The following is a 12,246-nucleotide window of genomic DNA, read 5'->3' as shown; positions in this document are numbered from 1 at the left end:
GGGGCAAAAACCCTAGGATCGAGTCATGAATCCGCACGCGCGTCCCAAGCCCTCGCCCGCGGCCTCGCCGTGGGCGAGCGCCGAGGAACCGACGGCGGAGCAGGTGCCGCCGCTGTCGCAGATCCTGGCGCACTACCGGCGCCACGGCACGCTGGCCGGCAGTGTCGCGCGCAGCGAGGTGGTGGCCGCGCCGCCGCCCGCCGCCGCGGCGCCGTTTTCCGAGCAGATCGACGGGCTGCACACGCGCGAGCTCGACGGCCGCGCGCTGTTCGAACACTACTTCGGCACCGCGCGCTAGACCAACGGGTTCAGGACTTCTTCGCGCCGCTGTTGCGCAGGTGATAGCCCCACAGCCGCGCCAGGTCGGCCGTGCCTTCGTCGCCCCCCTTGACGGCCGCAAAGCTGCGCAGCGCATCGTCGGCGCGGCCGGCGCGCCACTGCACCCAGCCCAGGTGCAGCGTGGCCTCTTCCGGCCGACGCAGCCCGCCGCGCGATATGCCCTGCTCGATCAGCGTCGCCGCGCGGTCGTAGGCCCCGGTGCCGGCCAGCGCCACGCCCAGGTTGACCAGCGCATTGCCATCCTTGGCCTTCTGAGCCGCGGCTTCACTGTCGCCGAAGGTCTTCTGGTCCTGCGCCGCGACCTTCGTCGCCTGCTCGCGCAGCTTGGCGTGCGCGGCGGCGTCCTTGCCCTTGCCGAGCAGGCCGGCCGCATAACCTTCGTCGAGCAGCTTCTGCGCTTCGGCAGGCAGGCCGATCTGCACCGCCCGCTGCGCCATGTCGGCGATCTCGTCGCCCTGCAGCGCGACGCCGAGCGCGCGCTGCAGCCGGTAGACGTCCAGCCGCAGGCGGTCGTCGGCAAAGCCCGGCTTGCGCACGGTGCGTGACACCAGGTCGGCCCAGTAGTCGGGCGTCGGGTAGGTCTGCACCAGCTTCTCGAGCGTCTGCACGTAGCCGGTGTTGTCGGCTTGCTTCTGCTGGCTGAAGCCGAGGATGCGGTACAGCGACTCCGGCGGCTTGCGGCCGGCGGCTTCCTCGGCCTGGATCTGCGCCTTGGCTTCGGCGGCCGCGCCGGCGAAGTCGTTGGCCTCGGCGAGCAGCTGCGCATAGGCGCGCAGCAGCGCGGCATCGGCGCCGCCCTGGCTCTTGTAGCTCTTCAGCTGCGCCAGCGCCTTCGGATGGTTCTTGGTCTGGATCGCCAGCCGGGCCGTCGATTCGGTGATCGGCAGACGGTCCTTCTCGGGCAGGAAGCGCGAGCCCAGCACCTTCTCGAACAGCAGCAGCGACTGCGCCGAGTCACCGGCTGCCAGCGCCGCGACGGCCTTGGTGTGATTGATCGAATGCTGCTCGTAGGGCGTCGGATTCGGCGCGGCTTCGGCTTCGGCGATCTTGGCCAGCGCTTCCTTGCCCTGGTTGCTGCGGACCAGCGCCTGCGCGGCGGTCAGCGGGTTGCCGACCTCCGGCCGCACGGTCGGACCGGCGGGCGCGCTGGCCGCCGGCGCGGCGGTTTGCGCGGCGGCCGGCACGGTGGCCGCCAGCAGCGCCGACATCAACGAGGAAACGAGCGCCAGGCGGCGGGCGGAAGAACGGTTCGCGAACATGCCGAAGAGTCCTGCAGGCGGAAGAGATGGGGGCGAGAGTGTAGGCGGCGATCGATGGCCCGGGGGCACCGGGGTCGTGACCAGTCACTACCGCGCACTCGTGCGATACCAGCGCGCCAGCGCCGCCTCATGCCGCCGCGCACGCTCGTCGCCCTGCGGCAACCAGCGTGCCGCGCTGGCCGCGGCGCGGGCGGCGAAGTCCAGCCAGGCGACATGGCGCCGCAGCACGCGCTGCTGGCGGTGGCCGATCAGCGGGTTGAAGAGCCCGAGCCGCGAGAAGAGCTGGCGCGGGTTCTTCTTGACCCACAGCCATGAGCCCATTTCCAGCGTCAGCGGCAGCAGCACCGGCGCCGCGGCCATGCGCTCGCCCTGCAGCACCAGGTGGTCCCACAGGTCGCCGTGGGCGCGGTACTGCAGGCTCTGCGGCTCGACCAGGTAAGGGTGCTGCGGCAGCGACTGGTCGAGGATCTCGCAGAAGGCCTGCAGCTCGGCCAGGTGCGGAAACGGCCGCGCGGTGTGCGCAAACGGAAACCACAGCCGGTCGTGCAGGCCGAATCCGGAGTGGCAGTCGACGACCAGGCTGAACGGCCGCGGCAGCAGCTCGGCCTCGACCACCGCACACAGCGCCTGCGCCTCGGCCTGCATCGGCGCGCCCGCCGGCCCGCGGTACCACGGCAGCCGCGGCGAGATCCGATGCCCGCCGAGCAGCCACGGCAGGTGGTCCTCGCCATCGACGGGCGCATTGCGCATCAGGTCGACACCGTGCGGATTGGCGCGCGTGCCAAGCCGCAGGCCGCCCGGGTTGACCAGCGGCATCACGACGATGCGCAGGTCCTCGAGCAGCCGTTCGAGCGTCGCGTCCCAGCGCAGCCGCATCACCAGGCTGCGCAGAAAGGCCAGCGCCACCTCGGCGCCGATGCGTTCGAGCCCGTGCACGCCCCCGAAGACGCCGAAGCCGGGCCGGTCCGGCGCCGGGTTGCCGAGCGTGATCACCCACAGCGGCAGTCGCTGCGATCCCAGCGCGACCTCGCCCGCCCGCCGCGCATCGAGCCGCGAGCCGCCGGCGGCGATCAAGGCCTCCAGCTCGCGCAGTTCGGGCAGCGGGGTGGGAGGGCCGGTCATGCGGCCGCCACCCTAGCTGCGGCATGTGACGCAGCGAAGTAGCCGCTTACCATGCGCACAAACCCTCTGCTGAACGGATCCCGACATGAGCCTGGCCACGATCGAACTCCATCCCGCCGCCGACCCGGTGGCCAGCGTCATCGTGCTGCACGGCCTCGGCGCCGATGGCACCGACTTCCTGCCGATGTGTGACGAGCTCGACCTGTCGGCGATCGGCCCGGTGCGCTACCTGATGCCGCGCGCGCCGGTTCGGCCGGTGACGATCAATGGCGGCTACCGCATGCGCGCCTGGTACGACATCCTCGGCAACGACCTGGTGCGGCGCGAGGACGAGGCCGGGCTGCGCGAGTCGCTGGCGCTGGTGCATGCCTTGATCGACCGCGAGGTCGCGCGCGGCATGCCGGCACATCGGATCGTGCTGGCCGGCTTCTCGCAGGGCTGCGCCATCACGCTGCTGGCAGGGCTGCGGTATCCGCAGCGGCTCGCCGGGCTGGCCGGCCTGTCGGGTTACCTGGCGCTGGCGGCGAGCACCGCCGGCGAGCGCCACGCCGCCAATGCCGACACACCCGTGTTCCTCGCCCACGGCAGCCAGGACGGCGTGGTGCCGGTGCTGCGCGGCATTGCCGCGCGCGATGCGCTGGCCGAACTCGGCCACGACGTCGACTGGCACGAATACCCGATGGAGCACTCGGTGTGCCTGGAGGAGATCGCCGCGCTGAACCAGTGGTTGCTGCGCGTGCTGGCTTGAGACCAAGGCGGCCCTGACACCGTTTCGTCACGCCGCCGTCATCGGCGCGACCTAGCCTGGACCGCCGCCGTCCGGAGGTCCTTCGATGACAGTCCGCTTCCACCGCCTCGTCAGCCATCCTGCGCTGGCGATCGCCGGCACGCTGCTGGCAGGCCTGTTCGAGTGCTGGGCGCTGCTGCGCGCCGGCACAACCCGACGCCGACGCGCTTGAACTTTGGCCGCGGCGGCCCACACTGACTCTGAACACCAGAGCTCAGAGGGGATCCGCCCATGGCCGCCACCCGCCCCGCCGCCGTTGCCGGGATGTTCTACCCGGCCGAGCCTGCGGCGCTGCGCCGCAGCGTCGCCCGGCACCTGGCCCAAACGCGCGCCGAGCCGCCGCGCGCGCGGCCGCCGAAGCTGCTGGTCCTGCCGCACGCCGGCTACGTCTACAGCGGCGATTGCGCCGCCCAGGGCATGGCCTTGCTCGGGCCGTGGCGCGAGCGCATCCGCCGCGTCGTGCTGCTGGCGCCGGCGCACCGCGTGCCGCTGCACGGGCTGGCGCTGCCGGCCGAAACCGTGTTCGAGACCCCGCTCGGCACGGTGCCGCTGGACCTCGCCGCGATGGACGACCTGCGCGACCTGCCGCAGGTGCTGCACAGCAGCGCCGCGCATGCGCACGAGCATGCGATCGAAGTGCAGCTGCCCTTCCTGCAGACCGTGCTCGGCGACGGCTTCACGCTGGTGCCGCTGGTCGTCGGCCACGCGACGCCCGACGATGTCGCCGCGGTCGTGCGCCGGCTGTGGGGTGGCGACGAGACGCTGGTGATCGTCAGCTCCGACCTGTCGCACTACCTGAGCGAAGCCGCGGCGCAGGCGCGCGACCACGCGACGGTCGAGCGCATCCTGCATTTCGACCAGGCGCTCGACGGTGACGAGGCCTGCGGCGCCGCGGCGCTGAACGGCACGCTGCAGATCGCCCGCGCCGAGCGGCTCGAGCCGCGGCTGCTCGCCCAATGCACCTCGGCCGACAGCCCCGAGGGCGACCGGCGCCGCGTCGTCGGTTACGCGGCCATCGCCTTCGAACCGGTGGCGCCGCAGGACGATCCGGCCACGCTCGGGCCGGCGCTGCTCGCCGCGGCGCGCGAAGCGATCGCCAAGGCGCTCGGCCTCGATCCCGCGCCGGTGCGCGATCTGCCGGACTTCGAGCAACCCGGCGCCACCTTCGTCACGCTGCGCAGCGCCGACGGGCGCCTGCGCGGCTGCGTCGGCCGGCTCGAGGCGGTGCGCCCGCTCGGCGCCGACGTGCGCAGCAACGCCGTCGCCGCCGCGTTTCACGATGGCCGCTTCGCGCCGCTGACGCTGGCCGAGTGGCCGGGGCTGCAGATCGAGGTGTCGCTGCTCGGCCCGGCGGTGGAGATCCCCGCGCACGATGAAGCCGAGGCGCTCGCCGCCCTGCGGCCCGGCATCGACGGCGTGATCCTCGACTGGCGCGACAGCCGCGCGACGTTCCTGCCGCAGGTCTGGGAAGAGTTGCCCGACCCCACCGCCTTCCTGCGCGCGCTGAAGCACAAGGCCGGGCTGCCGCCCGACTTCTGGGCGCCGGGGGTGAAGCTGTCGCGCTACAGCGTGGAGAAGTTCGAGGAGTAGCGATGAGCAGCGGCGTTGCTGAGTCGAGGCATCCGGGGCGCTGGTGGCACCGGCTGGAGGATGGCCGCATCCAGTGCGACCTGTGCCCGCGCGATTGCCGATTGCACGAAGGCCAGCGCGGCCTGTGCTTCGTGCGCCAGCGCATCGACGACCAGATGGTGTTGACGACCTGGGGCCGCAGCTCCGGCTTCTGCGTCGACCCGATCGAGAAGAAGCCGCTGAACCACTTCCATCCGGGCTCCAGCGTGATGTCCTTCGGCACCGCCGGCTGCAACCTGGCCTGCAAGTTCTGCCAGAACTGGGACATCTCGAAGAGCCGCGAGATGGACCGGCTGATGGACGAGGCCACGCCCGAGCGGCTGGCCGAGGCGGCCATCGAGTCGGGCTGCCGCAGCGTCGCGTTCACCTACAACGACCCGGTCATCTTCGCCGAGTACGCGATGGACTGCGCCGACGCCTGCCACGCACGCGGCGTGATGACCGTCGCGGTGACCGCCGGCTACATCCATGCCGAGCCGCGCCGCGTCTTCTATTCGAAGATGGACGCGGCCAATGTCGACCTGAAGGGCTTCACCGAGGCCTTCTATTTCCAGCAGACCGGCGCGCACCTCGCGCCGGTGCTCGAGACGCTCGAATACATCCATCACGAGACCGATTGCTGGCTCGAGATCACGACGCTGCTGATCCCCGGCTTGAACGACAGCGACGACGAGATCGAGGCCGAAAGCCGCTGGGTGCTGGAGCACCTGGGCCCGGAAGTGCCGCTGCACTTCACCGCCTTCCATCCCGACTACAAGATGACCGACCGGCCGCCGACACCGCCGGCGACGCTGACGCGCGCGCGCCGCATCGCACTCGACCAGGGGCTGAAGCACGTCTACACCGGCAACGTGCACGACGGTGCCGGTGGCAGCACCTACTGCGCTGGCTGCAGCGCGCTGCTGATCGAGCGCGACTGGTACCAGATCGGCGACTACCGGCTCACGGCCGAGGGCGGCTGCCCCGAGTGCGGCCGACGCCTCGCTGGCCACTTCGCGGCCCGCTTCGAACGCGGCTTCGGCCGCCGCCGCATCCCGGTCCGATTGGCCTGATGCGGCTTTGCCGAAAGGGCGATGGTCAGCGCGCCGATGCAGGTCTATGCTGAACGCTCCCCCCAACCATCACCGACGAGGCGCACCATGGACCCCCTGCCCGGCAAATTCGTCTGGTTCGAACACCTGTCCGCCGACACCGGCGCGGCGCGCAGCTTCTACGAGCGCCTGCTCGGATGGCATGTCGAGATGATGCCGATCGGCGACGACCGCTATCCGCTGATCATGAACGGCAGCGACGGCATCGGCGGCTTCGTGGCCGCCAAGTCCGGTGAAGCGCCGCAATGGCGCGGCTTCCTGTCGGTGCTGGACGTCGACCACAGCCACCGCACGGCATTGGCCGCCGGCGCGAAGTCGCTGCAGGGGCCGACCGAATTCGGCGTCGTCGGCCGCGGCGCGACGATCGTCGACCCGACCGGCGCGGTGATCTCGCTGTGGAAGAGCACGCAGGGCGACCGCCCCGACGTGCCGCAGGCGCCCCCCGGCCAGTGGTGCTGGAACGAGCTGTGGACAGCCGATCCACGGCGCGCGCTGGCCTTCTACGAGGCCGCCTTCGGCTACGGCCACGAGACGATGGACATGGGCGAGCAGGGCAGCTACTACATGCTGGCCAAGGGCGGGCAATCGCGCGGCGGCATCATGCGCAGCGATGCGCCGGCGCAGTGGGTGCCCTATGTGGCCGTCGCCGATGCCGATGCAACGACGGCGCAGGCGCAGGCCCTCGGCGGGCGCACGATGGTGCCGCCGACCGACATCCCCGGCATCGGCCGCTTCTCGGTGCTGATCGATCCGCAGGGCGCGACCTTCGCGGTGATCAAGCTGATCCCGGCGCAAGCCTGAGCCCTTTGGAAGTCGGCGACGTCCGCTACTTCGCGCGTGCCGCCGACTTCCGGCGCTGGCTGAAGACGCAGCACGCGCGCGCCGAACCGCAGTGGGTCGGCTTCTGGAAGCTGGACTCCGGCCAGCCGTCGATCAGCTGGCCGGAGTCGGTCGACGAAGCCTTGTGCGTCGGCTGGATCGATGGCGTGCGCAAGCGCCTCGACGATCAGCGTTACGTCATCCGCTTCTCGCCGCGCCGCGCGGGCAGCATCTGGAGCGCCGTCAACATCAAGCGCTTCGGTGAACTGCAGGCCGCGGGCCGCGTGCTGCCCGCCGGCGAGACGGCCTTCGCGAATCGGCGCGAAGACAAGTCGCGCGTTTATGCCTTCGAGCAGGGCACGATCACTTTCAGCCCCGAGCAGGAAGCGGCGCTGCGCGCCGACCCCGCCGCGTGGGCCTTCTTCAGCCGCCAGCCCCCGTCGTACCGCAAGGTCATCACCTGGTGGGTCATCAGCGCGAAGCTGCCGGCGACACAGGCCAAGCGGCTGCAGAAGCTGATTGAGACCAGCGCTGCCGGCAAACGTGTGGAGTGAGCGACAGCGCCGGAGGGAGCTCGGCTAGAGCACTACGCTTGCCAGGGTCTCCGCCGCCGCGCCATGATCCGCCGGCTTCGATCCGCGAACGAGGAGATCCCGCGATGGCCCGTCTGAACGTCAATGGCAAGCAGCGCACGCACGACGCCGAACCCGACACGCCGCTGTTGTGGGTGCTGCGCGAGCAGCTCGCCCTGACCGGCACCAAATACGGCTGCGGCGTCGCGCAATGCGGCGCCTGCACCGTGCTGATCGACGGCGTGCCGACGCGCTCCTGCGTGCGCCCGGTGTCGACCGTCGAAGCCAAATCGAAGGTCGTGACGATCGAGGGCCTGTCGCCCAACAGCAGCCATGCCTTGCAGAAAGCCTGGGCCGAGCTCGACGTGCCGCAATGCGGCTTCTGCCAGTCCGGCATGCTGATGGCCGCCGCCGCGCTGCTGAAGGACAAGCCCAAGCCGACCGACGCCGACATCGATGCGGCGATGACCAACATCTGCCGCTGCGGCACCTACAACCGCGTGCGCGCGGCGATCAAGCGCGCGGCAGGAGTGCAAGCATGAAGCGCCGTGAATTCATCGCCGCGACCGGCGCGGCCAGCGCCGGCGGTTTCACGCTCGGCTTCCACATCCCGGCGGTGCCGCAGGCGGCCGCGAACCCCGAGCTCAACGCCTGGGTGCTGATCAAGCCCGACGACACGGTGATCATCCGCATCGCGCGCAGCGAGATGGGGCAGGGCAGCCTGACCGGCCTCGCGCAGCTGGTCGCCGAGGAGCTCGAATGCGACTGGGCCAAGGTGAGCACCGAATACCCGACGCCCGGCCAGAACCTGAAGCGCAACCGCGCCTGGGGCAATTTCTCCACCGGCGGCAGCCGCGGCGTGCGCGAATCGCACGACTATGTGCGCAAGGGCGGCGCCGCGGCGCGAATGATGCTGGTGCAGGCCGCGGCCGAACAATGGAAAGTGCCGGCGGCCGAATGCACGGCCGCCGCCAGCGTCATCACGCACACGACTAGCGGCAAGCGCACCAGCTACGGCAAGGTCGCCGCCGCGGCCGCCAAGCTGACGCCGCCGACCGAGATCACGCTGAAGGACCCGAAGAGCTGGAAGATCGCCGGCAAGCCGGTCAAGCGCCTGGACACCGCCGACAAGCTCAACGGCCGCCAGGTCTACGGCATGGACCTCGCGCTGCCCGGCATGCTGAACGCGGCGATCCGCGACTGCCCGGTGATCGGCGGCAAGGTCAAGCGCTTCGATGCGGCGTCGATCGCCGGCCGGCGCGGCGTCAAGAAGGTGGTGCCGGTCGGCGACAGCGCGGTCGCGGTGGTCGCCGACACCTGGTGGCATGCCAAGAGCGCGCTCGACGCGCTGACCATCGAATGGGACGAAGGCCCGCACGCCAAGCTGTCGAGTGCCGATGTCGCCGCGCTGCTCAAGGCCGGCCTCGACGCGCCCGAAGCGGTGGTCGGCCACGAGCGCGGCAAGGCGCGCGAGACGCTCGCCGGCGCGGCGCGCACCATCGAGGCGGTCTACAGCTACCCGTACCAGAACCACGCGACGATGGAGGTGATGAACGCGACGGCAAGGTTCACGCCGGGCTCCGCGGGGACGCCCGAACGCTGCGAGGTCTGGACACCGACGCAGAACGGCGAGTCCGCGCTGGCCGCAACCGCCGAAGCCGCCGGCCTGCCCGCGGCGCAGTGCGAGGTCTACAAGCTGCACCTGGGCGGCGGCTTCGGCCGCCGCGGCATGACCGACTGGATCCGCCAAGTGGTGGCGATCGCCAAGGAGCTGCCGGGCACGCCGGTCAAGCTGATCTGGAGCCGCGAAGAGGACATGCTGCATGGCTTCTTCCACCCGATAACGATGTGCAAGTTGAAGGCCGGCCTCGACGCGCAAGGCCAGCTGCAGGCGCTGCACATGCGCACCTCGGGCCAATCGATCCTCGCCGGGCTGTTCCCGCAGAACGTGCGCAACGGGCTCGATCCGGTCGTGTTCCAGGGCCTCAACAACGGCGGTCCCGAAGGCGCGTTCGGCTATGGCGTGCCGAACCTGCTGGTCGACCATGCGATGCGCAACCCGCCGGTGCGGCCCGGCTTCTGGCGCGGCGTGAACCTGAACCACAACGCGATCTACGTCGAGTGTTTCCTCGACGAGATCGCGCACGCGACCCAGCAGGACCCGCTGGCGCTGCGGCGGCAATTGCTCGCCGGCAGCCCGAAGCACCTGGCGGTGTTGAACGCGGTGGCCGAACGCGCCGGCTGGGACCGTCCGGCGGCGCCGATCGGCGGTTTACCGGTGCATCGGGGGCTGGCGCAGATCATGGGCTTCGGCAGCTACGTCGCGGCCTGCGCCGAGGTCTCGGTGTCGCCGGCCGGCGCGCTGAAGATCCACCGCATCGTCGCCGCCACCGACTCGGGCCATGCGGTCAACCCGCAGCAGATCGAGGCCCAGGTCGAAGGCTCGTTCGCCTACGGCCTGTCGGCCGCGCTGTACGGCGAATGCACGATCAAGGACGGCCGCATGCAGCAGGCCAACTTCGACACCTACCCGGTGCTGCAGATGGCGGCGATGCCGAAGGTCGAGACCATCGTGATGCCCTCGGGCGGCTTCTGGGGTGGTGTCGGCGAACCGACGATCGCGGTCGCCGCGCCGGCGGTGCTGAATGCGATCTTCGCCGCCACCGGCAAGCGCATTCGCGAGCTGCCGCTGAAGCACCATGACCTGAAGCATGGGTAGAGGGTGGTGGCTCCTGCTCGGGCTGTGCAACGTGGCGATGGCCGCCGCACCGGGCGATCCGGCGCGCGGCGCCGCGATCGTCGCCAATCGCGCATTGAGCCAATGCGTGCTGTGCCATCCGGCGCCCGGCGTGCCGGCGCACCTGCGCGGCGATCTGGCGCCCGACCTGGCGGGTGTCGGTGCGCGACTGAATGCCGAGCAATTGCGGCTGCGCATCGTCGAGCCGCAGCGTTTCAATCCCGAGACGATCATGCCGGCGTATGGGCGCATCGACGGCTTGACGCGTGCCGCGCCGGCGCAGCGCGGCAAGCCGCTGTTGGATGCGCAGCAGATCGAGGACGTCGTCGCGTATCTCGCGACGCTGCACTGACATGAGCACGCTGTCGCGCCGCACCGTGCTGCAGTCGACCGGCGCACTGTGGGCGTTCACGCTGCTGCCCGCGCACGCGCAGGTTCCGACGCTCGACGCGGCGATCCGCGCCTGGGCCGGCGCCGCGCAGCCGCGCGAAGGCCGCGTGGTACTGGAGATCGCGCCGTTGGTCGAGAACGGCAATGCCGTGCCGATCACAGTGCGCGTCGACAGCCCGATGACCGCCGCCGACCACGTGCAGGAGATTGCGGTCTTCAACGAGCACAACCCGCAGCGCGACGTCGCGCGCTTCCGGCTGTCGCCGGCGTCGGGCCGCGCTGTCGTCTCGACGCGCATCCGCCTCGCCACCTCGCAGCAGCTCGCCACGCTGGCGCGCTTTTCCGACGGCAGCATCGGCCTGCAGCGCGTCGACGTGCTGGTCACGCTGGCCGCGTGCATTGAAGGGTAGAACGTCGTGGCGCGCGTCCTGATCCATGTGCCCCCGAACCCGAAGCGCGGCGAGGTGGTCGAGATCCGCGTCACGCTCGCGCATCCGATGGAAAGCGGCTTCCGGCCCGATGCCGATGGCCGCGTGCTGCCGCGCGACATCGTCACGCAGTTCAGCGCCCGTTTCGACGGCGAGCCGGTGTTCGCCGCGACGCTGTACCCGGCCATCGCCGCCAACCCCTACCTCGCCTTCCACTGGCGCGCCGAACGCAGCGGCACGCTGCAGCTGCGCTGGGAAGGCGACAACGGCTTCGTGCAGGTCGAGTCGGTGGCCGTGCGGGTGGCATGAGGCGGGCCGCGAGCGCGCTGCTGCTGACGGCGCTGGCCGCGATGGCCGCCGACACGCGCCGCTCCGGCTTCGACGACCTGAGCCCGGCGCTGCAGGCGCTGCAGCGTGACGACACGCAGAACCCCGGCCAGCTCTGGGTGCAGGAGGGCCAGGCGCTGTGGTCACGCGCGCCGGCGCAGGGCCGAGCCTGCGTCGCCTGCCACGCAACCGACACGCTGCCGCCGATCGCCGCCAGCTTCCCGCGCTTCGATCCGGCCGCCGCACGGCCGCTCACTTTGTCCGCCAGCATCGATCGCTGTCGCGTGCGCCATCAACACGCCGCGGTGCAGGGGCCGGACGGTGCCGAGGTGCTGGCCCATGCCGCCTACCTCGGCCACCTGGCGCGCGGCCGGCCGCTGCAGCCCGATACCCACCGCGCGCTCGACGCCTGGCAGGCGCGCGGCGAGACGCTGTACCGCCAGCGCCTCGGCCAGCTCGACCTCGCCTGCCTGCATTGCCACGACCAGCGCGCCGGTCTGCGGCTCGGCGGCGCGCGCATTCCGCAGGGCCATCCCACCGGCTACCCGGCCTATCGCCTCGAATGGCAAGCGCTCGGCTCGCTGCAGCGGCGGCTGCGCAACTGCGTCACCGGCGTGCGCGCCGAAGCCTGGGCGCCGCAGGCCGACGAGTGGCTCGCGCTCGAGGTCTACCTGGCGCGCCGCGCTGCGGGCATGGCGCTGGAAGTGCCGGCGGTGCGGCCGTGATCACTGCGCAAAACTAGGTAG

At 71.1% G+C, this 12,246-nt stretch carries 15 protein-coding genes; 13 read left to right on the top strand and 2 right to left on the bottom strand.

Features of this window, described 5'->3' with window-relative positions:
- Positions 1-25: 25 nt before the first annotated feature.
- Positions 26-298, top strand: a complete 273-nt coding sequence (locus HLB44_RS20275) for a hypothetical protein (protein WP_173126022.1) — start codon at positions 26-28, stop codon at positions 296-298.
- 10 nt (positions 299-308) lie between these two features.
- On the opposite strand, the gene HLB44_RS20270 is transcribed toward HLB44_RS20275, so the two are convergent.
- A complete protein-coding gene (locus tag HLB44_RS20270; protein ID WP_173126019.1) occupies positions 309-1,598 on the bottom strand; it encodes a tetratricopeptide repeat protein in 1,290 nt (429 codons plus the stop codon).
- An 87-nt stretch (positions 1,599-1,685) separates the two neighbouring features.
- Complete coding sequence (locus HLB44_RS20265) at positions 1,686-2,720, bottom strand: M14 family zinc carboxypeptidase (protein ID WP_173126016.1); 1,035 nt, start codon at positions 2,718-2,720, stop codon at positions 1,686-1,688.
- Positions 2,721-2,805: 85 nt separating this feature from the next.
- On the opposite strand from HLB44_RS20265, the gene HLB44_RS20260 reads away from it, so the two are divergent.
- The 12 genes from HLB44_RS20260 (at position 2,806) to soxA (ending at position 12,225) form a co-directional block, all read left to right on the top strand.
- Positions 2,806-3,468, top strand: a complete 663-nt coding sequence (locus HLB44_RS20260; RefSeq protein WP_173126013.1) for an alpha/beta hydrolase — start codon at positions 2,806-2,808, stop codon at positions 3,466-3,468.
- 85 nt (positions 3,469-3,553) lie between these two features.
- The gene (locus tag HLB44_RS37935; protein ID WP_281375195.1) at positions 3,554-3,679 is read left to right on the top strand and encodes a hypothetical protein; all 126 of its coding nucleotides are present in this window, start codon (positions 3,554-3,556) and stop codon (positions 3,677-3,679) included.
- Between the two features lie 59 nt (positions 3,680-3,738).
- Complete coding sequence (amrB, locus tag HLB44_RS20255) at positions 3,739-5,097, top strand: AmmeMemoRadiSam system protein B (protein WP_173126010.1); 1,359 nt, start codon at positions 3,739-3,741, stop codon at positions 5,095-5,097.
- Positions 5,098-5,099: 2 nt separating this feature from the next.
- Positions 5,100-6,188 (top strand): AmmeMemoRadiSam system radical SAM enzyme, encoded by a 1,089-nt coding sequence (gene amrS, locus HLB44_RS20250; protein WP_173126007.1) that lies wholly within the window; start codon positions 5,100-5,102, stop codon positions 6,186-6,188.
- A gap of 87 nt (positions 6,189-6,275) precedes the next feature.
- Complete coding sequence (locus HLB44_RS20245) at positions 6,276-7,028, top strand: VOC family protein (RefSeq protein ID WP_173126004.1); 753 nt, start codon at positions 6,276-6,278, stop codon at positions 7,026-7,028.
- A gap of 5 nt (positions 7,029-7,033) precedes the next feature.
- Positions 7,034-7,600 carry a YdeI/OmpD-associated family protein gene (locus HLB44_RS20240; RefSeq protein WP_173126001.1) on the top strand — a complete coding sequence of 189 codons (567 nt, stop codon included), beginning with the start codon at positions 7,034-7,036 and terminating at the stop codon, positions 7,598-7,600.
- Positions 7,601-7,704: 104 nt separating this feature from the next.
- Positions 7,705-8,160: a (2Fe-2S)-binding protein gene (locus HLB44_RS20235; RefSeq protein ID WP_173125999.1), complete on the top strand. Its 456-nt coding sequence runs from the start codon at positions 7,705-7,707 to the stop codon at positions 8,158-8,160.
- On the top strand, positions 8,157-10,337 hold the full coding sequence (locus tag HLB44_RS20230; protein WP_173125996.1) for a xanthine dehydrogenase family protein molybdopterin-binding subunit: 2,181 nt from the start codon (positions 8,157-8,159) through the stop codon (positions 10,335-10,337). Before HLB44_RS20235 ends, HLB44_RS20230 begins: the two co-directional genes overlap by 4 nt.
- Positions 10,330-10,707 (top strand): sulfur oxidation c-type cytochrome SoxX, encoded by a 378-nt coding sequence (gene soxX / locus HLB44_RS20225; RefSeq protein WP_173125993.1) that lies wholly within the window; start codon positions 10,330-10,332, stop codon positions 10,705-10,707. Before HLB44_RS20230 ends, soxX begins: the two co-directional genes overlap by 8 nt.
- A gap of 1 nt (position 10,708) precedes the next feature.
- Positions 10,709-11,155, top strand: a complete 447-nt coding sequence (locus tag HLB44_RS20220) for a SoxY-related AACIE arm protein (RefSeq protein ID WP_173125991.1) — start codon at positions 10,709-10,711, stop codon at positions 11,153-11,155.
- A 6-nt stretch (positions 11,156-11,161) separates the two neighbouring features.
- Positions 11,162-11,482 (top strand): thiosulfate oxidation carrier complex protein SoxZ, encoded by a 321-nt coding sequence (soxZ, locus tag HLB44_RS20215; RefSeq protein ID WP_173125988.1) that lies wholly within the window; start codon positions 11,162-11,164, stop codon positions 11,480-11,482.
- Positions 11,479-12,225: a sulfur oxidation c-type cytochrome SoxA gene (gene soxA, locus HLB44_RS20210; protein ID WP_173125985.1), complete on the top strand. Its 747-nt coding sequence runs from the start codon at positions 11,479-11,481 to the stop codon at positions 12,223-12,225. Before soxZ ends, soxA begins: the two co-directional genes overlap by 4 nt.
- Positions 12,226-12,246: the final 21 nt, after the last annotated feature.

Source organism: Pseudaquabacterium terrae, from assembly GCF_013266755.1.
Taxonomy (GTDB): domain Bacteria; phylum Pseudomonadota; class Gammaproteobacteria; order Burkholderiales; family Burkholderiaceae_C; genus Pseudaquabacterium; species Pseudaquabacterium terrae.
Note: the sequence above shows the minus strand (reverse complement) of the source record. Positions and strands in the feature narration are given on the sequence as shown.

Bases quoted from the DNA above. Each gene is read 5' to 3' on its own strand.
- HLB44_RS20275 (WP_173126022.1), top strand. From the start codon at position 26: ATGAATCCGCACGCGCGTCCCAAGCCCTCGCCCGCGGCCTCGCCGTGG.
- HLB44_RS20270 (WP_173126019.1), bottom strand. From the start codon at position 1,598: ATGTTCGCGAACCGTTCTTCCGCCCGCCGCCTGGCGCTCGTTTCCTCG.
- HLB44_RS20265 (WP_173126016.1), bottom strand. From the start codon at position 2,720: ATGACCGGCCCTCCCACCCCGCTGCCCGAACTGCGCGAGCTGGAGGCC.
- HLB44_RS20260 (WP_173126013.1), top strand. From the start codon at position 2,806: ATGAGCCTGGCCACGATCGAACTCCATCCCGCCGCCGACCCGGTGGCC.
- HLB44_RS37935 (WP_281375195.1), top strand. From the start codon at position 3,554: ATGACAGTCCGCTTCCACCGCCTCGTCAGCCATCCTGCGCTGGCGATC.
- amrB (WP_173126010.1), top strand. From the start codon at position 3,739: ATGGCCGCCACCCGCCCCGCCGCCGTTGCCGGGATGTTCTACCCGGCC.
- amrS (WP_173126007.1), top strand. From the start codon at position 5,100: ATGAGCAGCGGCGTTGCTGAGTCGAGGCATCCGGGGCGCTGGTGGCAC.
- HLB44_RS20245 (WP_173126004.1), top strand. From the start codon at position 6,276: ATGGACCCCCTGCCCGGCAAATTCGTCTGGTTCGAACACCTGTCCGCC.
- HLB44_RS20235 (WP_173125999.1), top strand. From the start codon at position 7,705: ATGGCCCGTCTGAACGTCAATGGCAAGCAGCGCACGCACGACGCCGAA.
- HLB44_RS20230 (WP_173125996.1), top strand. From the start codon at position 8,157: ATGAAGCGCCGTGAATTCATCGCCGCGACCGGCGCGGCCAGCGCCGGC.
- soxX (WP_173125993.1), top strand. From the start codon at position 10,330: ATGGGTAGAGGGTGGTGGCTCCTGCTCGGGCTGTGCAACGTGGCGATG.
- HLB44_RS20220 (WP_173125991.1), top strand. From the start codon at position 10,709: ATGAGCACGCTGTCGCGCCGCACCGTGCTGCAGTCGACCGGCGCACTG.
- soxA (WP_173125985.1), top strand. From the start codon at position 11,479: ATGAGGCGGGCCGCGAGCGCGCTGCTGCTGACGGCGCTGGCCGCGATG.